The organism is Ruegeria sp. CE12 (assembly GCF_056537525.1).
This window is the reverse complement of record NZ_JBQFRS010000007.1, coordinates 177512-199026: the sequence shown is the minus strand read 5'-3', so window position 1 is coordinate 199026 and position 21515 is coordinate 177512. Positions and strand designations below refer to the sequence as shown.

19 protein-coding genes and 1 pseudogene are annotated in these 21515 nt (G+C 54.0%); 11 read left to right on the top strand and 9 right to left on the bottom strand.

Going from position 1 to position 21515, the window contains the following annotated elements; all coding sequences use genetic code 11:
• Positions 1-252: 252 nt before the first annotated feature.
• A pseudogene (locus ACR0IO_RS16810) lies at positions 253-351 on the top strand (IS5/IS1182 family transposase); the annotation flags it as partial.
• Positions 352-400: 49 nt separating this feature from the next.
• On the opposite strand, the gene ACR0IO_RS16805 reads toward ACR0IO_RS16810, so the two are convergent.
• The 3 genes from ACR0IO_RS16805 to ACR0IO_RS16795 all read right to left on the bottom strand — a co-directional run bounded on the left by ACR0IO_RS16805 (position 401) and on the right by ACR0IO_RS16795 (position 4562).
• Complete coding sequence (locus ACR0IO_RS16805) at positions 401-2263, bottom strand: acyltransferase family protein (protein WP_480742814.1); 1863 nt, start codon at positions 2261-2263, stop codon at positions 401-403.
• A gap of 319 nt (positions 2264-2582) precedes the next feature.
• Positions 2583-3161: a prolyl hydroxylase family protein gene (locus tag ACR0IO_RS16800; protein ID WP_480742811.1), complete on the bottom strand. Its 579-nt coding sequence runs from the start codon at positions 3159-3161 to the stop codon at positions 2583-2585.
• Positions 3162-3677: 516 nt separating this feature from the next.
• Positions 3678-4562, bottom strand: a complete 885-nt coding sequence (locus tag ACR0IO_RS16795) for a LysR family transcriptional regulator (RefSeq protein WP_480742808.1) — start codon at positions 4560-4562, stop codon at positions 3678-3680.
• Between the two features lie 102 nt (positions 4563-4664).
• Between ACR0IO_RS16795 and ACR0IO_RS16790 the strand changes: the two genes are divergently transcribed.
• From ACR0IO_RS16790 to ACR0IO_RS16765, 6 genes are all read left to right on the top strand, one after another.
• Entirely contained in the window at positions 4665-6107 is a 1443-nt protein-coding gene (locus ACR0IO_RS16790; protein WP_480742806.1) for an aldehyde dehydrogenase family protein, read from the top strand.
• A complete protein-coding gene (locus tag ACR0IO_RS16785) occupies positions 6107-7084 on the top strand; it encodes a membrane dipeptidase (protein WP_480742803.1) in 978 nt (325 codons plus the stop codon). The genes ACR0IO_RS16790 and ACR0IO_RS16785 overlap by 1 nt, the downstream gene beginning before the upstream one ends.
• Positions 7081-8766 (top strand): hypothetical protein, encoded by a 1686-nt coding sequence (locus ACR0IO_RS16780; RefSeq protein WP_480742801.1) that lies wholly within the window; start codon positions 7081-7083, stop codon positions 8764-8766. The genes ACR0IO_RS16785 and ACR0IO_RS16780 overlap by 4 nt, the downstream gene beginning before the upstream one ends.
• The gene (locus ACR0IO_RS16775) at positions 8763-9392 is read left to right on the top strand and encodes a DUF3726 domain-containing protein (RefSeq protein ID WP_480742798.1); all 630 of its coding nucleotides are present in this window, start codon (positions 8763-8765) and stop codon (positions 9390-9392) included. Before ACR0IO_RS16780 ends, ACR0IO_RS16775 begins: the two co-directional genes overlap by 4 nt.
• A gap of 12 nt (positions 9393-9404) precedes the next feature.
• On the top strand, positions 9405-10415 hold the full coding sequence (locus tag ACR0IO_RS16770; protein ID WP_480742792.1) for an Ldh family oxidoreductase: 1011 nt from the start codon (positions 9405-9407) through the stop codon (positions 10413-10415).
• 78 nt (positions 10416-10493) lie between these two features.
• On the top strand, positions 10494-12308 hold the full coding sequence (locus ACR0IO_RS16765) for a BCCT family transporter (RefSeq protein ID WP_155147867.1): 1815 nt from the start codon (positions 10494-10496) through the stop codon (positions 12306-12308).
• Positions 12309-13002: 694 nt separating this feature from the next.
• Here the strand turns inward: ACR0IO_RS16765 and ACR0IO_RS16760 are convergent.
• The 5 genes from ACR0IO_RS16760 to ACR0IO_RS16740 form a co-directional block, all read right to left on the bottom strand.
• Positions 13003-14010 carry a DUF2955 domain-containing protein gene (locus tag ACR0IO_RS16760; RefSeq protein ID WP_480742790.1) on the bottom strand — a complete coding sequence of 336 codons (1008 nt, stop codon included), beginning with the start codon at positions 14008-14010 and terminating at the stop codon, positions 13003-13005.
• Complete coding sequence (locus ACR0IO_RS16755) at positions 14000-15064, bottom strand: HlyD family secretion protein (protein ID WP_170336192.1); 1065 nt, start codon at positions 15062-15064, stop codon at positions 14000-14002. The genes ACR0IO_RS16760 and ACR0IO_RS16755 overlap by 11 nt, the downstream gene beginning before the upstream one ends.
• Positions 15061-16140 carry an AI-2E family transporter gene (locus ACR0IO_RS16750; RefSeq protein WP_480742786.1) on the bottom strand — a complete coding sequence of 360 codons (1080 nt, stop codon included), beginning with the start codon at positions 16138-16140 and terminating at the stop codon, positions 15061-15063. The genes ACR0IO_RS16755 and ACR0IO_RS16750 overlap by 4 nt, the downstream gene beginning before the upstream one ends.
• 179 nt (positions 16141-16319) lie before the next feature.
• Positions 16320-16646, bottom strand: a complete 327-nt coding sequence (locus tag ACR0IO_RS16745; RefSeq protein WP_155147859.1) for a potassium channel family protein — start codon at positions 16644-16646, stop codon at positions 16320-16322.
• A 194-nt stretch (positions 16647-16840) separates the two neighbouring features.
• A complete protein-coding gene (locus ACR0IO_RS16740) occupies positions 16841-17317 on the bottom strand; it encodes an Lrp/AsnC family transcriptional regulator (RefSeq protein ID WP_480742783.1) in 477 nt (158 codons plus the stop codon).
• Between the two features lie 140 nt (positions 17318-17457).
• Between ACR0IO_RS16740 and ACR0IO_RS16735 the strand changes: the two genes are divergently transcribed.
• The 4 genes from ACR0IO_RS16735 to ACR0IO_RS16720 all read left to right on the top strand — a co-directional run bounded on the left by ACR0IO_RS16735 (position 17458) and on the right by ACR0IO_RS16720 (position 20233).
• On the top strand, positions 17458-18492 hold the full coding sequence (locus tag ACR0IO_RS16735) for a zinc-dependent alcohol dehydrogenase family protein (RefSeq protein WP_480742781.1): 1035 nt from the start codon (positions 17458-17460) through the stop codon (positions 18490-18492).
• 260 nt (positions 18493-18752) lie between these two features.
• A complete protein-coding gene (locus tag ACR0IO_RS16730) occupies positions 18753-18914 on the top strand; it encodes a hypothetical protein (RefSeq protein WP_480742778.1) in 162 nt (53 codons plus the stop codon).
• A gap of 3 nt (positions 18915-18917) precedes the next feature.
• Positions 18918-19076, top strand: coding sequence for a hypothetical protein (locus tag ACR0IO_RS16725; protein ID WP_480742776.1), 159 nt, complete (start codon positions 18918-18920; stop codon positions 19074-19076).
• A 221-nt stretch (positions 19077-19297) separates the two neighbouring features.
• Positions 19298-20233 (top strand): hypothetical protein, encoded by a 936-nt coding sequence (locus tag ACR0IO_RS16720; protein WP_480742772.1) that lies wholly within the window; start codon positions 19298-19300, stop codon positions 20231-20233.
• A gap of 300 nt (positions 20234-20533) precedes the next feature.
• Here ACR0IO_RS16720 and ACR0IO_RS16715 read toward each other — a convergent pair whose 3' ends face one another.
• A complete protein-coding gene (locus tag ACR0IO_RS16715; RefSeq protein ID WP_480742769.1) occupies positions 20534-21427 on the bottom strand; it encodes a LysR substrate-binding domain-containing protein in 894 nt (297 codons plus the stop codon).
• Between the last annotated feature and the right edge of the window lie 88 nt (positions 21428-21515).

Below are 21515 nucleotides of genomic sequence, written 5' to 3'. Positions count from 1 at the left end.
ACGCGAAGCTGCAGGCGTTGCAACAACTATCTCGCCCGAGGCAACAACTATGCCTGCCGAATAAAGGTCGATTTGGATTATATGAATGGCCTCCGACGTTTCGGAGGCCATTTTCTATACTACCCCTGGCCCGGCATCGGTAATCTGAATTCCCACCATTCCCTGAGGGTCAACGAAAAATCTGGTTCTCAAGCTGTGGCATACATTTTCTCTTCACAAGTGTCATAGAACGGGCCACTCGGCCGCTGATGAGGTGGTTTCACGACCAAAATCCATCTCATCGTCAATGCACACGGCCTGCCCATGAGGACGGAAATCACACCAGGCCAGACATCCGACTACCTCGGCTTCATCGATATCACACCAATCCGCCTCTGGAAGCGTCAATTTTCAACATGACCTAAGGTTCAATTATCGATCGCATGGAAGGATGATCTCTCAAACGCTCTCCGTAATACTTCATTCCGGCTGGCGAAAAATGTTGAGAATCTGAATACAACAGATCATTGCCGACGATCACTGCGCATTTGAAATTCGGACAGACAACTTCACGTTTCAATACAAACGTGACTCCTGTCTCTTGCGCGATTTCTTGAAGCCTTTCGTCAATGCCATCGAAGTAGGGGTGTCGCAGGGACCAAGCGCTGTCATTCAACTGCTCGACGCTATTAAAATCCCGGAAAACAGTCTCGGGCGTTCCGACCCACTGCGGCACCCTGCCCAGTACAACAATTTCAGCATTTGTAACGCTCTGCAGCTCCTCGATAGTCGCTTGGAGAAACTCCAATGACACCTTTCTCCAAGCCTCTGAGAAAACAATAAAGTCCGGGTTCTGAGCAGTTACGTGGTCCAGGAAACTCTGATGAAAGTCCAAGCACTTTTGGGCAGTAGCCTCCGGGTTCGTATGATTTTCATACAGCGCATCAAGCGAAATATTGATACTTCCGCTCGAAAGTGGATCGCAGGCGCTGTTTCCGGAAAGCAATGTAAGATTGTATTTCTTCGGGGATAGCGAATACCTCAACGCTGCAAACACGTCATAAGCGTGCGAGTCTCCGAGAATCAGGATATTCTTTTTCTTACCATTGTAGTCTGGCCAGCTGATCTGGGAGATCTCACTTTCGGCAATTTGCACGACGTCTCGGCGCGCGGGGATCTTATCCAATATTTCAGCGACCAAACCTCTATTGTGATGGATGGTCGAGTAGATGCGCTGATGCGTGAATTGGAAGGTCAGACCGAAAATGAATAGGCCAGCGACCATCCCGACCAGAGCTTTTGATCCGGTTTCCAATGAAATACGCGATGCGGGCTGCTCAATACAACGATACATGAACTCGGCGATGATCACTGTTGCGAGAATGAGCGCGAGAATGCCACTCGCTGAAATGTCTCCGGGGAAGTAAGTCTTGTAAACAACCACCAGGGGCCAGTGCGCAAGATAGATTGAATAGGAGATCAGGCCTATTCTCAGCATGGGAGCTGTTATGATTGTATCCTTTTGCAGCAATGGATGAGATGCGCTGATAATCCCAGCCGTACCCAGACATACTGCCAAAGTGCCCCAACTCGGGTTTGGATCGAGTTCCGAACTGAAAAAAAGTGACACTCCCACAAGCAGAAATGAAACGGGAAGCACGAATGCTCTGTAATGTACAAGTCTGGAGCTAAGAGCTGCGCTGGTTAGCAATGCGCCTATCGAGAACTCGTAGATCCTGAACGGGAACTGAAAGAATGTGGTTGAAGAGGAGAATGCGGGAACCAGTCCAAGTCCCAAGGAGATCAGGCCCACGAGAACTATCGCTCTGGCATGTAGCCTGAGTGAAATGAGCATGAGAAACAACGGCCAAATTAAGTAAAACTGCTCTTCGACCGACAGAGACCATGTGTGCAGCAAAGGCTTGTAGATGCTCTCAAAGTCAAAATAATCAGCGCCTGACCAAAAGTGTATGTTGGAAAGATAGACGGAGGAAAAAATCAAAGATAACGCGAAATCCGAAATCAGATTCGGTGGGAATACGAAAAGAACAACAACCGCTGTAGCGAAAAGTGTAAACAAAAGTGCAGGATATAGTCGTCTGATCCTCTTCAGGAAAAATGACGATAACTTAAAACGCTCGTTTCGAATTTCACTTCGGATATGAGAGGTTATCAGATATCCGGAGATGACAAAAAACATGTCCACACCGAGAAATCCGCCGGAAAATCCAGGTGCCTCAAAGTGAAATAGAACCACCGCAGTTACCGCAACAAAACGCAACAAGTCGATATCGCAACGTCTGCTTTTGGGATGAGAGTCTGGCCGATAGTCACTTAAAAGTTGCACCGCTACAGGCCTCTTCCTAATAAGCTCGTCTTGGTTGTTCGAACAGTTTGTTATAACAAGGTCGTGGGATCGTCCATCGTGTTACGCCCAATATCGGCCCTGAGCCGAAACTGTCGCAAACTCTAAGCTGGGTTGAAAAGGATCGACGCTCGGGTTGACCATCCTGCCGACTGTACAACCTGTTTTTACGGAGAGATTCCTAATGTGCTTTGCGGCATCAGGCCTTAAAGACAGCAGCTTTGTGGACAACGCGGACTTAGCCTGCCTTCTCAAACATCACGTCAGTTCGTAAGACAAACTTCTCTCCGCTTGTAACTGGGTCACCTCGGTGAGACAGCGGGTGGTTAAAGAAAAGTGCCTTTCCCGTCTTTGGCGCAATCGTGAAATCATTGAAAACATGCGGTGAGAACACATCGGCAAAGGATGTGCCGCCACCTTCGCAGCCTTCATTGAGGTATATCATCATCGTAAACATACTGCGGTGACCAGTTGACGCCTGAAACTCGCCGTCCTGATGCCAATCAAAGAACTGATCGGCACCATAGCGATACACGCGAAACCTTTCATTTAGGCCGACAGCGCGATGTCCTTTGAATGAGTTTGAAAACAGAGGATCCGCTTTTCTCCATAGTGCATTCGCTAGCTCCGGATCATCGAAGATCACTCGATCATTGTTACGAATTTCCTGTGCGACGCTTGTACCGCGTTCGGTTGTGATTGTTGCCGCACCAAAGCCAATTTCGTTGGCTCGACCAATTATCTGTTCACAAAATTCTGGTGTGCCGAAATCTGATACCTCAAAAACGAGGTGTTGCAGGCAAGTTGGAATGGTCATCGTCCATCTCCATGTGCAGTTCAAAAAAGGGGTGTTCGCTAGATCGCCACGCGATCAACGATGGGAGCCCCTGAGAAGAGCTGAGTGGCAGGGCCACTGGAGGGAAATTGGTGTTAGATCCATTACCGCTTATTGTCAGAAGGGCCTGTTTTATTCAACCAGTTTGCACTTGCAGCATATGTGAACATAGGTTCTTCGCTTACATTCCCTGCAAATGGGATCAATGTCTGCTACCAGGTAGACTTAAGCGATGGTGCATGGGATTCGCAGGGGAACCGACACCTCAACCATTACAAACCACCAGTTCAGTGATGATCGTGTTTGGTATGATACCCCATACAGCATTGGGATTCTGCGTCTTAGGCGAAAGTATAAGCCTCACCTCGGGCCCGAGTTACTGTGTGATGTCGACCCCAAGCAAACAATTCCTCCGTCATCTACGATGCCGTTAACACGAGTGCTTCATTTCAAACAGTCAGACTTTGTAGATTGCAACAGAACCCGAAAAGACAATAGCTACTCGGTTCGCCAATCATTAATACATTCCAAAATGAACGACTTGCACGCATCGGTTTGTTCCCGAAATCGGGTTCTGTTGTGGACATAAAGATAGACCTGCCTTTTATCCGGCAGGTCGGAAACGGACCGAAACGCTATGGTTTCCGGCATAAACCGTGAAACGGTTTGGGGCAGTATCGTGACCCATTTTCCGGTTTTGACCAAAGCAATCAACGAATGTGTGTTGTGGAGAGTTATCGCCGCGCCCTCCATTGCGCTCACGAAGGCTTGGGTTTGGATATTATCGCTCAGAGCGTTCCGCACGAACGGCGCGGCAACCACATCCTCGATTGTCGGAGGGGCCGTTTGCGTGATCAGAGGGTGATCCGCCGCACACACTAGTCCGAAGCGATCCTCAAACAGAGGGATCGCTTCAACGCCGTTGATCGGGTGGTGACCGGACGCGATCCCGATATCAGCCTCTCCTTCTGCAAGCGCATCCAGAACGCGCTGCGTGTCGGTATCGCGTATCTCGACTTTCAGTTTGGGAAACCGGGCTGCCAAGATGTCAAGAACGGCCGGAAAGATCAGCGCCCCGACCGACGGGACCGATACAATTCGAACCAGACCTTGCTCGGAATTTGCGGCTTCTCCGATGCTGTTTATAGTGTGTTCGAACTGGCGGACCTGTTTCAATGCCAGTTTAAACACTTCCTCGCCCAATACCGTTAGCCGGTTCTTGCGTTCGCCTTCGAACAGCGGCTTTCCGATGTGCTGTTCCAACTGCTTCAATGACATTGAAATAGCGGATTGTGTGCGGCCAAGCCGTTCTGCTGCTTCGGCAATGTTTCCGGTTTGCGCGACGGTGCAGAAGCAGCGCAGCATTTCGATCTTGATAGCCATACTTCAATTCCTCTGAAGTTCGGTCAATTTATTTGAATTTGACTGATGCAATCAAAGGAATCCATCCTTCTGCAACCCGAATTTCTGTTGGTGGGATCCAAAGTGACCAAATTGAACTTGATTGCTGGCGAGTGGCTGGCTGGCGAAAGCGAGATTGAAAACCGCAACCCGTCGGATTTGAGCGATCTGGTGGGCATGTTTGCCCAGGCCAGTACCGATCAGCTGGACGCAACGCTGGATCAGGCCCGCATCGCACAGGCCGAATGGGCATCCTATGGGCTGGAGCGTAAACAAGCCGTGCTTATGAACATCGGCAATGAGTTGATGGCGCGCGCCGAGGAACTGGGCACATTGCTCAGCCGCGAAGAGGGTAAACCGCTGGCGGAAGGCAAGGGCGAGGTTTTCCGCGCCGGTCAGTTCTTTACTTATTATGCCGCTGAATGCTTGCGCCAAATCGGTGAAAATGCTGATTCCGTGCGCCCTGACATCGAGATCGACGTGCGACGTGAGGCGGTTGGCGTTGTCGCGATCATCAGTCCATGGAACTTCCCTACTGCGACCGCCTCGTGGAAGATTGCGCCCGCGTTGTGTTATGGCAACGCGGTTGTGTGGAAGCCTGCTAACATCACGCCTGCCTCGGCTGTGGCGCTGACTGAAATCATCGAACGTCAGGATATTCCCAAGGGCCTGTTCAGCCTTGTGATGGGCTCGGGTCGTTCAATCGGGCAGCGACTGGTCGAAAGCCCCAAGGTCAACGCGATTTCCTTCACCGGCTCCGTACCAGTGGGCAAGGGTATCGCCGCTGCCGCCATCCAGAACCTGACCAAGGTCCAGATGGAAATGGGCTCCAAGAACGCACTGGCCGTCATGGATGACGCCGATCTGGATCTGGCGGTCACCTTGGCGCTGGGTGGAGCCTTTGGCGGTACAGGCCAGAAATGCACGGCCTCGTCGCGTCTTGTGGTGCATGAGGGTATCCACGACGCCTTTGTCGAGAAGCTGGTCGCGGGTGCGCAGGCGATGAAAGTGGGTCATGCGTTGGAAAACGGCACCCAGATGGGACCCGTCGTCAGCCTGCAGCAACTGTCTGAGAACCTTGCCTATGTCGATCTGGGCAAGTCCGAAGGTGCAGAGCTTGCTTGCGGCGGCCAGCGGCTTGAGATGCCACATGACGGGTTCTACATGTCTCCCGGCGTGTTCCTGAACACCACCAACGATATGCGCATCAACCGCGAGGAAATGTTTGCGCCCCTGACCAGCGTCATCAAGGTCGGCAGCTATGACGAGGCGCTGAGCGTGGTCAATGACACCAACTTTGGTCTGACCTCGGGCATTGTGACCAAGTCGCTGGCCCGCGCCACCCATTTCCGTCGCAACGCGCGCACAGGTGTTGTCACCGTTAATTTGCCGACTGCAGGTACCGACTATCACGTGCCCTTCGGTGGCCGTGGTGACAGTTCCTATGGCCCGCGCGAGCAGGGCAAGGCTGCTGCCGAATTCTACACCACGGTCAAAACCGCCTATATCAGCGCAGGCCCTGTCTGATGCTGATCGATGGCCTGCAATATGCCAACTGGTCGGAAAAGATCTTCCGCCAACTGCGCGAAGGCGGCGTGGACGCGATCCATGTCACCATCGCCTATCATGAAAATTTCCGCGAAACTGTTCTGAACTTTGAGAAATGGAATCGCTGGTTCGAGCAATATCCGGACCTGATCATGAAGGGCCGCTGGGCCAGCGACATTGATTTAGCAAAGGAAACGGGCCGGACGGCTGTATTCTTCGGGTTCCAGAACCCGTCTCCGATAGAAGACGATATCGGTCTGGTCGAGATCCTGCACGATCTGGGTGCGCGGTTCATGCAGCTGACGTACAACAACCAATCCCTGCTGGCGACCGGCTGTTACGAGGCCGAAGACACCGGCATCACCCGCATGGGCAAGCAGGTTATCAAGGAAATGAACCGTGTCGGGCTTGTGGTCGACATGAGCCATTCGGCAGACCGCTCGACCATCGAGGCGGTTGATATTTCCGAACGTCCTATCGCCATTACGCACGCCAACCCGCACGAATGGTCTCCCGCGCTGCGCAACAAGCGCGAGGATGTGATCCGCGCGGTGACACAAAACGGCGGGATGTTCGGCTTTTCGGTCTATCCGCATCACCTGAAGGGCAAATCTGACTGCACGCTGGAAAGCTTCTGCGAAATGATCGCCCGCACGGCCGACAAATATGGGGTAAACCACCTGGGGATTGGTACGGACCTGTGTCAGGATCAATCCGACAGCGTGGTCGAATGGATGCGGGTTGGGCGCTGGACGAAAGAGATTGAATATGGCGAAGGCTCGGCCTCGGCGCCTGGCTTCCCTCCGATGCCGCACTGGTTCCGCGACAATCGCGACTTTGGCAACATCAAAGACGGGCTTCGCGCCGTTGGCATGAACGCCGAAGAGGTGGCGGGCATCATGGGTGGCAACTGGTATCGTTTCTTCGCCGAAAACTTTGGATCGCAACAGTCATGACCACCACGCCCCAAAATGTTGAACGTCGTGACCCTGCTCGGGTGATGCGAATTTCGCGTCTTGGATCGTTGCATCAGTGTCGGCTCAGTTTCATGCGCCAGCTCACCCGCCGCATGGCGGCTGAGAAATGGGTCTTTTCCCGGCCCGTTTTTGATATTGACGCTAACGGTGTGGGCCATGCGGTATATTCCGCACAAGGACCCGATCGCACCTATTCACTGGTCGCTTTCGCCCATGATCTGCCGCCTGAGCAGCGTTCAGATCGAGTGATAGCCGAAGCCTGGGATGCCACCTTCGCCTTGTTCGACGGTGTTCCCGCCAAGGACGATATTCAGCGTCTTTCCCGGAATGTACCGCTGCAAGAGGCTGGTCGGGTTAGTGAAAGCGAGTTGTCGTTGTCGCGAGCCAACCGCTCGGTTCGGTTGTGGGCCCATGTGGTAGACCGGCTGGCTGCGGGTCAGCAGCCGGATCTCGCGCAGATCTACAAGGTTGGGTATCTGATGCGCACCACAGCGGTTTACGGATCGGGCAAGTTCGGCGCGGCGGATCGTGAAAAGATCGCCGACCGCCCCGAGGTCAGCGGCCCGTTTCAGGCCGAGATGCTCTCGGTCTATCTGACCCGGATATTCGTACGTGATCTGGTGCAGCACATGGCAAAGGCAAAGGGCGGTACACAGACCGCGCAGCTTGACCCAAGTATCGCCCGTTGGCTGGGGATCGGCAACTCGACCGGGCTGGGCATGGCGCCCTTCATCGTCAATCACCCGATCCTGTTCAACAATTGGATCATGGCACGCGAAGAGGCCATCGCGCGCGTTCGGTCCGTTGAGACCGCAACGGACGCCGAAGTGACCATGTTCCGTAATGTATTCGAGCGCAGCAAATTGTCGGTCTCGTGGTGGCTGTCTGAGCACCCGATCCAGATCGAAAAACTTGTCGCCCTGAATGCCGATCTGGACGCGATAGACGCGCATCTCGATCAGACAGATCTGACAAGAATCCAGCCCTGGGAACACCTGATCCAATGGTCTCAGACCGCCCTTAGCGAAGAAGGGCAAGAGTTGCTGGCCTCTCTGATCCTTGAACCATATGGCGAGTTGGTGGACGGGTTGAGCAGTTGCATGGCGGATGGCAACAGCGCGGCCTTTGCAATCGATGGTGCGATGCCGGTCAACCAGGTGCGCGAGCTGATCCGCACGAGCTTTGGCTGGGCGCTTGATCTGGATTGGAACGCCGCCGCACATTGCGCGCGCGCCTGGTATGTTTCCGAAGAAAAGCTTGAACCCCGCCTGGGGGAACGGTTCGACGAACCAATCGCGGACTATGAACAACCTCTTGCACCGGCGCGCGACGCGGCGCGTGCGTTTGATGCGCTGGACAAATGGTCGGGCGAAGCCCCGGTCGCAGAGTTCCTGTTGCGCCAACCGGAACATCGCCACACGGTGCGCCGCGCGCAGATGAACCGCGTCGCTCCGTATGGTGAAATCCGGGACAATACGATTGGCGCAGAGGTGATGCCCATCGACATGCTGCGCGCCAAACTCTCGTTTTTCGGCGCTACACATTTCGATCCGCGCTCAGACCGCTGGGTTCGCATCTGTATGTATGCAGGCGCGCCCTACCCCGAAGAGCTGAGCCCGGACAATGCTGATCTGTGGGTCTATCCGGAGCTTGCACTATGAGCTTTTCCCTCAACGAAGTCGAAGCCACCGCCAAACGCGCAGCGCGCGGGGCAGGTTATGACTGGGGTGTGGCGGAAGAGGCTGGGAAGGCGACGCGCTGGCTCTGTGCGCAGGGGCTTGACGGGGTGGCTGAATTGGCACGCGTGTTGGAGCGCGGGTTTGCCAGTAATTTGGGTGAACACGTCCCTATACATATGGAACCCGACTGGTCCGGGGGTATGGACTTGTGTCCGCTGATGACCGGGGCGTTGTTGTCGGATTGCTCGCATTTCCTGCAATCTGGGCCGCGACGGATCAGAAACTTGGCCACGCCTGCTGTCTTGCTGCCATTTGCGGCCCAAGCCGCGCGCCGTCAATCCGCAATTTTTACCGTCGTATCGGGCGATTTCTTCGCAGCAACTGACGGGATGCAACTGGTACTGAAAAACGAGTGCCCCGCCCACGCGAGCGTAATTGAAGTTGCACTGGGTGATACCCTGACCAATCCCCGCGCGCAAAAGACCCGCGCAATGCCCGATCCAGCAGCATGGGACGTGCTTTGCCGCTTTGCACAACGCACCTATGCCCCGGCAACGGAAGAATCCCGTTTGCTCGGTGCTGGTGCAGGGCTTTCCGACAACGACTGAAAAGAGACCGTCATGATCCAGACCCGCACCCTGTCACTTGCTGAAATCGAAGAGCTGTCTTTCCGGGCACTGGTCGCTGCGGGCACAAGCGAGGAAAACGCGCGGCCTCTGGCGGTCGCAACCGCCGCGACCGAAGCAGACGGGGTTGCCAGTCATGGCCTGGCTTATATCCCGATCTACTGTGAGCATGTTCAATGCGGCAAGGTCGATGGGCAGGCCCGGCCGGTTCTGGTGAAGCCACGCCCCGGTGTGATCACTGTCGACGCTGCCACCGGGTTTGCACATGCAGCCATTGAAGTCGGATTCAAAGCGCTGATCCCAGCTGCCCGCACGCAGGGGATTGCCGCGCTGGCGATCCGCAACAGCTATAATTGCGGCGTTTTGGGGTATCACACTCACCAGCTCGCGCAGGCTGGGTTGGTAGGTCTGGGATTCACCAACGCTCCGGCTTCAATTGCACCTTCGGGTGGCTCTAAGCCGGTGGTTGGGACCAACCCGTTCTCTATCGCCGCTCCGGGCACCGATGGGCAACCTGCACTTCTGATCGACCAGAGCGCCAGCACCATCGCAAAAAGCGAAGTCATGAAACATGCCCGGGAAGGCAAGTCGATCCCGGTTGGCTGGGCGCTGGACCCCGACGGCAACCCCACCACCGACCCAAATGTCGGACTCAAAGGATCGATGGCCCCTTCAGGGGGCTATAAAGGCGTCGGCGTGGCCTTGCTGACAGAGGTTTTGGCCGCGGCGCTAACCGGTGCCACGCTTGGAATCCACGCCTCACCCTTTTCGGGAACGGCTGGAGGCCCTCCCAAAACGGGCCAGTTCTTTATAGCGATTGACGCATCTGCGACCTCAGATGACGCTTTTTCGACCAAAATTGCCGATCTTGTCGAAGCGATCCGATTTCAGGACAGCGCACATTTGCCCGGTGATGGCCGCCGGGCAAAGCGTTTGGCGGCAAATTCTGAAGGTGTAGCCGTCAACGTGGCAACGCTGGAGAAAATTGAGGCCCTGCTCACTTAGGGCCCAAATGGTGAAGTTCCGGGACACCTGCCTAATCTTTTCTGGACATCAGGACACGTGCGAACAGGGAGGTAACACATGTCAATGAAGGATCCTTTTACCGATCTGGAGATCAAGCGATCTTCGGGCGGTTTCTATGAAGGTCACAGCGTCGAAATTGCCTTGCTCAGCAAGTCGATCATGGTTGCGCTGGTCATCTGGGCGCTGGTCTGGCCGGCAAACGCAAATGGCGTTCTGGGAAGCCTGAACTCACGCCTACTAGAAGACTTCAATGCGTTCTACATCATTATCGTAGGCTTATTTGCCTTTTTCCTGTTTGTCGTAGCTGCGCTGCCGCAAACCGGTAAACGGCTTATGGGCCCCGAGGGTGAAAAGCCGGAATTCTCCGACTTTTCTTGGTTCTCGATGATGTTCGGTGCCGGTCTGGGCGTTGGTCTGATGGTCTTTGCGACCGCCGAACCTCTGGGTCTGTGGGGATCAAACCCGGTCGTTATTGCCGGAGACGTCGCCGGCAACACCGAAGAGGCGTTGCAGTCCGGGTATCGTTATACCTTCCTGCACTACGGGTTTCATGCCTGGTCGATCTATGTTGTGACCGGTCTTTCGCTGGCATACTACGCCTATACGCGCAACATGCCTCTGACCATCCGTACCGCGCTGACCCCACTGTTTGGCAAGCTGATGAACGGTCTTCTGGGCCATGTGGTTGACGTACTGGGCGTGGTTGCGACTATTTTGGGTGTGTCGGTGACCATCGGTTACGGCGTCTCGCAGTTCATTGACGGCCTTTATGCCATCTCGGGCATGGAATGGATGATGGACATGACTGGAGACGCACCTGCACCCAGCACCGTTGGCCTGCTGGCAGGTCTGATCGTGATCATGGGTCTGTCGATCATTTCGGCGGTCTCGGGTGTCGGAAGAGGCGTTAAGTACCTGTCGAACCTTAATTTGGTACTGTCGCTGATCCTGCTTCTGGTCTTCGTTGTCTTTGGGTCGTTCCTATTTGCGATGACCACCTATGCAACAGCGTTTGTAGACTACATCCTGCACTTCATCTCGCTCAGCTTTGGTGCTTTCAACCCGCAATCGGCAACAGCGTTTGATGCGGCTCTGCCCAGCGAGGCCGCGCCGTTTGCCGACGCGCTTTATGCCGGTGCGACCAATCCTTGGGGATCGTTCGACGGGTTCGTGTCGGGCCTGGAAGGCGATGCTGCAGCGTTGCCGGAATCGGTTCTTGCTTCGGTCTACGCCGCAGGCGATCCAGGCCGTCAGTTCGGCTGGCAGGCTGGTTGGACCACGTTCTATTGGGCCTGGTGGATCGCGTTCTCGCCCTTCGTCGGCTTGTTCCTTGCGCGTATCTCCAAAGGTCGCTCGGTACGAGAGTTCATCATCGGCTGCGTGTTTGCACCGGCGCTGGTCTGCTTTGCATGGATGACCATACTGGGAGGCACAGCAATTGATCTTGAGCTGAACGGCACAGCCGAAGGTGCGATCATCGGCGCGTCGAACACCGCCAAGCTGTTTGTCACGCTGCAAGAGATGGTTACCGGCGGTTTACTTTCCGGGATCACGGTTATGTGTGTTGTTCTGATCATGACCTTCCTGGTCACATCGGCGGACTCGGGCATTCTGGTGATGAACACCATCATGTCGGGTGGCGATCAGAACATCGGTAACAAGCACAAGATCATTTGGGGTCTGATCCTGACCGCAGTGATTGGTGCGCTGATCCTTGCAGCCGGTGAAAACAACCCGATGGATGCTTTGCGGAACGCGATGATCATCGGTGCCCTACCCTTCACGATGGTTATGGGGCTGATGTGCGTGGCTCTCGCCAAGGCCCTATACCGCGATGGCTTACGCCAGAAACTGACAGCCCCGGCTGAGTAGGCTCAATTCCGGGCAGTTGTAACACGACTGCCCGGATTTCCGCCCGACAGGGTTTGTTCTCGGATTTCGTGGGCTCTTTTGCGAATATTTGGTTGGATGAAAAGTACGTGCGGTATCAGCGGGGCCACCCTAAGGAGACATATCTTTTTCCAATGACGGCTTTGTCCTGCCGAACCGACGTTAAGCACCTCTAGCACGGCGTTGGAGCCTAAAAGGCTGCTTTGACGAGCTGCATCGCAGCATTGTGACGACACGCTTAATGTCGGGAATGGACGGTTCGTGACCTGCTGAACACGCGAAGCCCGGGCCGCTGACGAAAGACTGTTAAGGGCTCTTTCAGGCGGTTCTTAGCAAGTTAAATAAGGGATTGTCTTTTTATTTGTCGGAGTACGCAAATAATGGGGCTAAATTATTGGGACTCGCTTCCCATTGGATTCAACACCCTAAGATTTTTGTGCTTTTTTGAGTGTTTCGTCGGTTTAAGCCTACGTCAAACAGTAAGCCGATGAGCCGCTTCGCAATTTGGAAACCGGCGCAGTGGTTTTTTGTTTGGGCTTAGTTGATCAGCAGAATACCCTGCCCCAGCACTCGGCCCAAACCCGATACTTGCGCGGGTCGCACATTGATATCGAAGGGTAAACTTGCCGCTTACTTGTCACCGTAGTGGACAACTGGGCATCTTTCTTCAGACAACTCAAAAAACCTGCTTTTTTCTCTCAGGCCAGAACTCGTCCACTATGACATATGCAACAATCACGAAGAAGGCGGCGCCAGCGACTTGCAAAACGCGCGTGATGCTTTTGACGTCAGCCTCATCCGAAAACGGCGCGATCGATCCGCCATAAACGATCAGAACCGTTGTTAGTGCCGAGCCAGCCGCGGCGGCGAGCGGGACCTGAGATTTTCCAAGAGCCCCAAGTGCAAAACAGAAGAGCAGGCACAATAAAATGGGCGTCAGGATAACCGGTGCGATCACGTTCACCTCGTAGCAGATGATCGAAATCATCGCCCCAAGCAGGTTTGCCGTAAGCATCGCTTTGGCGACGGCTTTGCCCATAGATGGCATGGCTGCCAATTGCTGACTAAGAAGAGCGACAAAGAACAGAACCAATAAAGCTGATGCGCCGGACACAAAAAACGCCAAGGCAAATGGAACTGTTACAAGCGACATTCTGACAATGCGGCGGTGTGGGTCAAAGTCTGGTGGCGTATCAGTTTTCTTCTGAGCGGCTGTCAAAGGTTCAGCTGGTATTAACACAAACATCAGCGTCGATACGAACCCAGCAAATAGAAGGTTCATCGGTATCCAAAATACGAGCACCAGAGCCAGATCTTGCGATTGCAAAACAAGGTTCGGGATCATCAACGCCCCCATGAGCGCAATGACACCGGGCAAAACACCGGCACCTGAAACTGACCACATAAAGGACAGGATGATCCCGATGGCCACCAGAATAAGGAATACCATGGGATAAGGCGCGAAGACTGACGATAGTAGGAATGAGATGAACATCAATCCTATTGAAAAAACAAACAGCTTCGCAAATGCCGCCAACGGCAGCGCGGCGGGCGCTTGTAGGAACAGCGCGGTGAAAACTGCCCCGACAACCGCCAATGGCCACCCCAGAAACAGGCCCAAGGCAAAAACGCCGGTTACACCCAGCGCGAGCCGAGCAACGGATTTTCGGTCTTCAGTAGGCATAGGACAGGATTGAAACCAAACGGATATAGGTCCGACCGACCGCGTTCAGCAGAGAATTATCGCTCAGATACATGATCACATCAGCCTGCCCATTAAGCTGGAAGCGCAGATCGTCTTCGGCACTTCCGGCCTCATATCCCGGCAGTACGATCCGAACAGGGAACCGCTCTGGTTCGCGCAAGAAGCCTTTGGTGCTTGGCGGGCTCGCCAACTGGCCGGGCTCATCTCCACCGCTCAAGGATACCGCCGCGCTGAAGCTCTCAATGACACCTGGAACAATTTGACCGGGGTGCATATCCAATACGACATCAACAGGAGAACCTACCGCGGCCCGGCCAAGGTTGTTTTCGGTGAAATACGCCTCGATCCAAACGTCTGTTGCATCAAGGAATGTCAAAAGGTCTTGACCGGATCGGGCATAGGTTCCGGGGGCAATCAACAGATTAGATATTACACCTGTCGCCGGCGCACGCAGCTCAGTCCATTCAATGTTTAATTCTGCATCCGCCAAGGCCGCCAGTGCGCGCTGGATCTTTGGGTTTTCGATCCCTTCGTCACCCAACCTCTGCTTTGCTTTTTCCAGATCCGCTCTGGCGTTTTCATAGTTCGCCTCAGACTCCGCCAGCTGACCTCGGGCATCATCGGCCTTTGAGACGGCGATCAAACCTTTCTTCTCCAGTGCAAATACTCGCTCAGTTTGAATGCGCATGGTGTCGAGGTCACTTTGGGCGCGTGCCAGTTTGGCTTGTGCAGCACTCACCTCAGCCGAGGATGCGCCCACTTCCTGCGTGGCTGCCTCAAGATCAGCTTGCGCCTTGTCGCGTTGAATTTCGTATGGCCTGGAGTCGATCCGAACCAGAACATCACCTGCCGAGACAACCTGACCATTTTCGACAAGAACCTCTGTCACTGTTCCAGTGACCTGTGGGACGATCTGGGTCGCGATGGCTTTTACTCTGGCGTTCCCGGTAAACGGTGTCTTTCGATCAGCGACAAGGTACCAGATCAGGAAGACAAGAATGACGGCCAAAGTGGTCCAAATCGTCTTTCTCATTTCGCCGCTCCTTCAGCGGCGGTTTCGGTTTCGACAGGCGCGTCGATCCATACTTTGAACAGCTCGTAGAAGACGGCAAACAGAACCGGCCCCATGAAGATCCCGATTAAACCGTAAGCCATCATGCCGCCAAGAACACCAATGAGGATGACCAGCATGGGTGTTTCAAGCCCTTTCGAGATGAAAACAGGCCTTAGGAAGCTATCCATAACCGTGACGGGAACGGCGAGTATGGTGAAGATCAACGCTGTGCCGCCGGACATAGTGCTCCATGCGTAGATGATTACCGGCAAAAGCACCAAGCCGGGCCCGATCTGGATAATTGACAGGATCAGGCAGATAAATGCCAACGTAGCGGCCGAGTTAATCCCGAACAGCACCAACAGTAACCAAACGACGACTGCCTGAATGGCAGCCACGCCGATCACGCCTTTTGTCACATTGCGTATCGTCGCCCCGGCCAGTGTCACAAACTCGCCACCGCGCGGAGCGAAGACACGGTTGGCAAAGCGCTGGAGGCCTTGCACAAGACTTGGCCCGGGGCTGAACAGTGCTCCCATGATCAACACGGACAAAGCCAGTCCCAAAAGCCCAATTCCAATACCCAAAACCTTTCCGAAGAGGGACTTGGTGATCTCCAGAATCTGTGCGCCATATTTGGCAAGCGCGCCATCCAGATTTCGTTCGAACAAGCCCCAGACGTCAGCTATTTTGTCCCCTACTAACGGCAATTCCTTTAAGCCTTCAGGAGCGGGCGGTATGTTCAGCTCTCCTTTGTCAGCTTGTTCCGCAAATTCGGATCCAAGTTCAGCAGCTCCGGATACCGCCGTTGCGACCGGACCCAGGGTCAGAACGAGGCCCAACAAAACCAAGATTGTCGTGGCCAGTTTTTTCCTGCCACCCAACTTGGACTGCAGCCAATCGAAAACCGGATAGAGCGCGACGCAGAGTATCGTAGCCCAGATGACCACGCTTGCGAGCGGGGCAACCATGACCAGGGCGCTGTAGAGGAATAGTCCAAGAAACAGCAATCGTATCGCGAGATCGACAATCTTCGCGTCCTGGGTCTTTTCCATACCATCCCTCCATTATCAGTTTTCTAAATATTACACTCAAATAACGTGATATGTATATTTTTATTCCTTGGAGGTTCCTGCAACATCTTAAAAACCCCGGTGAAACCGGGTTGCGGCTTAGGCTGCTTGTTCAGAGTAATACCTGTATAGAAATTCACCTTGGTTCGATTGGGAGTCACTCAATCGTCCGCCTTATCATCGCTCTGGGACAATATTGTATCTGCCACAGTGGTAGCCGCAGTTACGAAGATTCCAAGGCCCACGATGATATAGACCATAGTGAAGATTTTCCCCGCTGCGGTTTCAGGAGAAAAGTCTCCAAACCCTACAGTCGATATGGTCACAACGGAAAAATAGATGGAATCGAGCCAACTCCACCCTTCAACATAATGATAAAAAACCGAGGCCCAAAAGATCATACCAATCGTAAAGGCAAGAAGGCCTTTAACCCTGCCATCCTTTAGGGCGACGCCTATCCCTCGTGTTATTCTGGTTAGTGAGTTCATAAGGCCACCATACCAACAAATACATACAATCAAATCTTTTAATGAATCGGCCAGAGTTTATTCAAATCTAATTGACGGTTTCTCCAGCTTGCATATCGCAATGGATTTGCAGCTGCAGCGCAAGCCCGGAATGCGGGTCGGAGCTGCATTTAAATGAGTATGCACAAATGTCTGCTATCGGAGCGACGTGTTGATCATTGCTCTGAAACACGCACAGGCAGCTTGCTCGATGCCTTCATCTCTTTGAGTGAAAGGTTTGAGTGAATGCTGGTCACACCCGGCAGGCGCCGCAAAGTGCTGTCAACAAAGGCGCTGTAATCGTCCAAATCACGAGCGACCACGATAAGTAAGAAATCGTCCGCGCCCGTGGTGTTATGGCAGGCGAGAATATTGGGCGTGATCTCGATAATACGTTGGAATTCGTCTGTAGCGGTCTGATCATGCTCTGAGCAACTAAGTTGAACAAAGGCCATGACGCCGAGCCCCAGCTTGCGGCGATTGAGGTGGGCCTGATAGCCCTCAATGATAACCGTCTCTTCCAGTTTCTTCAGCCGCCGCCAACAGGGCGTTTCACTCATGTTCAGGTGCTCGGCCAGTTTAGCATTGGTCATGCGCCCGTCGCTTTGAAGTAATTCAAGAATCTGTGCGTTGACTGTGTCGATGCTGCGCAAAGGAAGATTATCCTCATTATTCTCTGGTAGTGAGAGCAATCTGCTCAAAATGCTCTTAAAATGAGGCAGATTAGCAAGTCAATTTCGTCAGTGTTTGATAGCTTCCACTTAGCTAGTCGACACAACCGAAAGACCCCGCCATGAAAGCTGTACTGTTCGAGAAGTTCAAAGAAGCCCCCAAGGTCGTGAGCGTGGCAGACCCGTCACCGGAACCGCATGGTGTTGTGCTTAAGGTAGAAGCCACCGGTGTGTGTCGCAGCGACTGGCACGGTTGGATGGGGCATGACAGCGATATCGAGCTTCCACATATCCCCGGCCACGAGCTCGCGGGTGTTGTAGAGGCAGTAGGAAAGGACGTGAGGCACTGGAAGGTGGGCGACCGGGTCACCGTGCCGTTCATCTGTGGTTGCGGGTCGTGCAGCGAATGCCATGCGGGTCATCAGCAAGTGTGTCTGCATCAGGAGCAGCCTGGTTTCACCCATTGGGGCAGCTTTGCGGAATATGTGCCGATCCACCAGGCTGACCTGAACGTGGTCGCATTGCCCGAGGCGATGGATTTTGCCACCGCAGCAAGTTTGGGATGCCGGTTCGCCACATCGTTTCGGGCCGTGATCGACCAAGGCAAAATCAGCGCAGGCCAGTGGGTCGCCGTGCATGGCTGCGGCGGAGTCGGATTGTCTGCTGTGATGATCGCCAGTGCGGCAGGGGCGAATGTGATCGGAGTTGATCTGGACCTTGCAAAACTGACCCTCGCCAAAAAACTTGGTGCGGTTGCGACTATTGATGGCAAGGGCGACGTGGTCGAAGCGATCAACGAAATCAGCCAAGGCGGCGCGCATGTTTCGCTGGATGCGCTTGGGCATCCGGCGACGATGACCAACTCGATCCTTTGCCTGCGGCCACGTGGCAAGCATATCCAGGTTGGCCTTATGCTAGGTGATCATGCAGCCCCTGCTGTGCCAATGCCTAAGATCGTGAGCCAAGAGATCGAACTGCTCGGTTCCCATGGGATGCAGGCGCATCGCTATGGTGCGATGCTCGATATGGTCGAGAACGGCAAACTAGACCCGGCCCGGCTGGTTGGCGACAAAATTAGCATCGACGCGGCTCCCGAGGCGCTCATGAACATGGACAAGTTCCAGTCCGTTGGCGCGACGGTCATCACGAGCTTCTGAGCCATGGACAAGATAGTACTCATCGGCGTCGACCATCATCGGGGGCTTGATTGCAAGTGGATGAGTGCCTTTGCGGATTACGGTTGTCGATCCGAACCCCGACCAACGGAACGGGTTGGCAAATAAGCATCGTACTGTGGGTCAAGCCGCAGATCATCGCCGCTATCGCCAGGTAAATAGACACAGACCTGTTCGGCAAACTGATCCTCAGCATTGCCGCCGGGATCACGATTGAATCGATTGAAGACCTCCTTGGTCCGGTGGCCATCGCACGCACTATGCTCAATACGCCCGCTTTTCTTGGACTGGGCGCGACAGGGCTCTATGTGAACGGTCGCACAATCGAAGCGCAACGCCTGGCTGCTCAAGTGGTCATTGAGGCCTTCGGGATTTGCGTCGCCGTCGAGCTGGGAAAGGGATAGGCCATGTTTGAAAAGGTTGAGCACTATCCCGTCGATCCCATCATGATCGGCGCTGACTATTTCGCTGCTGATCCTCGCAAGGACAAACACAACCTGATCGTTGGTACTTATCAGGACGAACAGGGCCAAGCGCCTGAAAAATTCAAAACTCTAAGTTGCTGATTTTGCTGTAAGCGCAGCCTCACCATTAAGGTGCTCCGGCAACCATTGTCGGAGTGCAAAAACAATGGGGCTAAATTATTAAGACTCGCCTCCCATTGGATTCAACGCAAACTCTGTCCTCCCTTCTCGCCGGGAGCTTTTCATGTATTGGTGATCTAAGGGATCTAATTTGCGTCCGTACAGCTATAATAGATTTGCCTTTGAGGCAGGAGGCTAACTCAATGCGTCTAATTTGTTTTTTGGTATTGTTTTTAGTTGTGAACAGTGCAGCGGCTCAGGAGGCGCTACCTCTCCCTCTGCAAACGCGCTTTGGAACACTCGAAGAAGGTATTGAAGCAGGATGCAACCGTACTGGAGATGGCTGCCTTGAGCATGCAGCGACCTTGTTGGACGGTAAAAAGCTCTGGACACACAGCAATCGCGTAGCACCCGAGTTTTTACGAGTTTTTCAATGGGGGGACGACAAAGATGTTGTTCTTGTGCGCAATTGGTCTGGCGGAGCGCATTGCTGTACCGGCTATGTTTTGTTGTCACTCAAAGCAGACGACGTCACTTTCTCAGAGGAGTTTGGCGCTCATGGGCACACCCCAAGCATGTTCAGAGTCTCCGAAGAAGGAATTTCATTTAGATTAGAACGCGACTTTCCAGCTACAATCGACTATCTGGAGGTAATGTTCGATGGTAGAAAAAACAGCATTCGAACGGTCTATGAGGATGACCGCGACGCAGGGATAGCCGGCGCAGATATTGAGGTCTCAAAGTGGTTGGGACACCGCCCCAGCGAGTTTTGGGAAGATGGGGCCGAACGTAACAGGTTCCGTCAGATCATGCCGGAGGAAGCACTAAATTGTCTGAGGACATCGACCAGTCTTGGATCAGAATTTGAGCTGAAAGATGGGTACTTACTCGCCAGTGGTATGTGGCCAAGCCAAGGTGGTTCGCGACACGGCTACATGGCAATTGAAGTCAGCACAGGTCTGCCATTTGCCGCGCAAATGTGGGGCGATGATGTGCATATCTTTGGCGCTCAACAAGGAACGTATTCTGGGATTTTGGCTGATTGGATTCAGAAGGATGTTACGCGGCTAAGAGAGCGGCATCAGGTTGTCTTCGGAAACCGAGTGGCAGAGTTAAGCTACACAAGTGCCTGTTCATGACTTTTGAGGAATTTAAGCTCTGTGTTCTGAGGGCTTCTTGACCGTCCCTCTTCGCTTCGGCAGGAAATCAAATTGTTGGAAACGGTCTGCCTATTGTGGTCGCTAGCCACAGCAACCGGGTGCTGCGATGTGGCCCGCCAGAGGTGACATTCGCTGCAGGTGCATGTTTCGGGATTAGGCGCACTCACGCATCCGGGACTGTCCAGTCGTTCACTGCGGGAGCTAATTACAAGCATGGACAAGCCCTTTGATGCCAAGGGCTCACAGGCTAGATGCGCTATCCAATCATGCTGGCTGGGGTTATTTCAAACCGGCTTCATCAATAATCCAATTCCGGAAAGCCTTCAGTTGCGGTTGATCCATGGCATCGGGTGGGTAGACCAGATGGTAGGACCGGGACGGAGTAAATTCATCGCTGAACGGCCGTATCAACTGCCCAGAGTGCAATTCGTTTTGAACAAGTGGAAGCAACCCAAGCGAAACCCCTTGCCCCGACAGGACCGCCCGCAACAGAACACTGGAGTCGTCGATTACGACACCGGGCAAGTGTCCATTGGTTTCGACCCCCATAGCGGCGAACCATTCCAGCCAATCGAACTGATCTTTCCAATGCAGTAATGGCCGAGTCAGCAAGTCAGCCGGATCGGCTAGATTCGTTTTGCCCGCCAACAGGGATGGGCTGATTACCGGCGAGGTATTGAACCGCAGCAACGGTTCGGAGATTAACCCGGGCCAGCGGCCGTCGCCCCAGGCGAGCATCATGTCTGTCTGTCCGTCCGAAAACTCCACCCCGCCGGGAGAATACTGCAGGTGCAGCCCGGTCTCGGGAAAGCGCTGCCAGAAACTGAACAACCGTTTGGACAGCCATTGCGACCCGATCAGCGCGCCGACACCCACCGTGATCGAAGTGCGGCTGGCGGATTGGCGGACCTCTTGCACCGCCTTGTCCAGCCGTACAAAGATCGTGTCACAGGCCTCTGCGAACTGACGGCCGGACTCGTTCAGTATGACTGACTGGGCGTTGCGGTCAAATAGCTGGCATCCGAGGTATGCCTCTAGCGATTTGACCTGGGAGCTAACGGCCGTTGGTGTCACGCCCAGCTCTGCGGCGGCACGCTTGAAGTTCCCGTAGCGTGCCGCAACGGCAAAGACACGCACCGCTCCTAGCGGAGTCTGATCTGAGGGGTTCAGCATGGATAGGCCAACTTTGAATTACCCTAGGTGTAAAATCTTTCTATCTATTCACATCGACTGCAACAAGGCAGGCTACGGCTCGACAGGG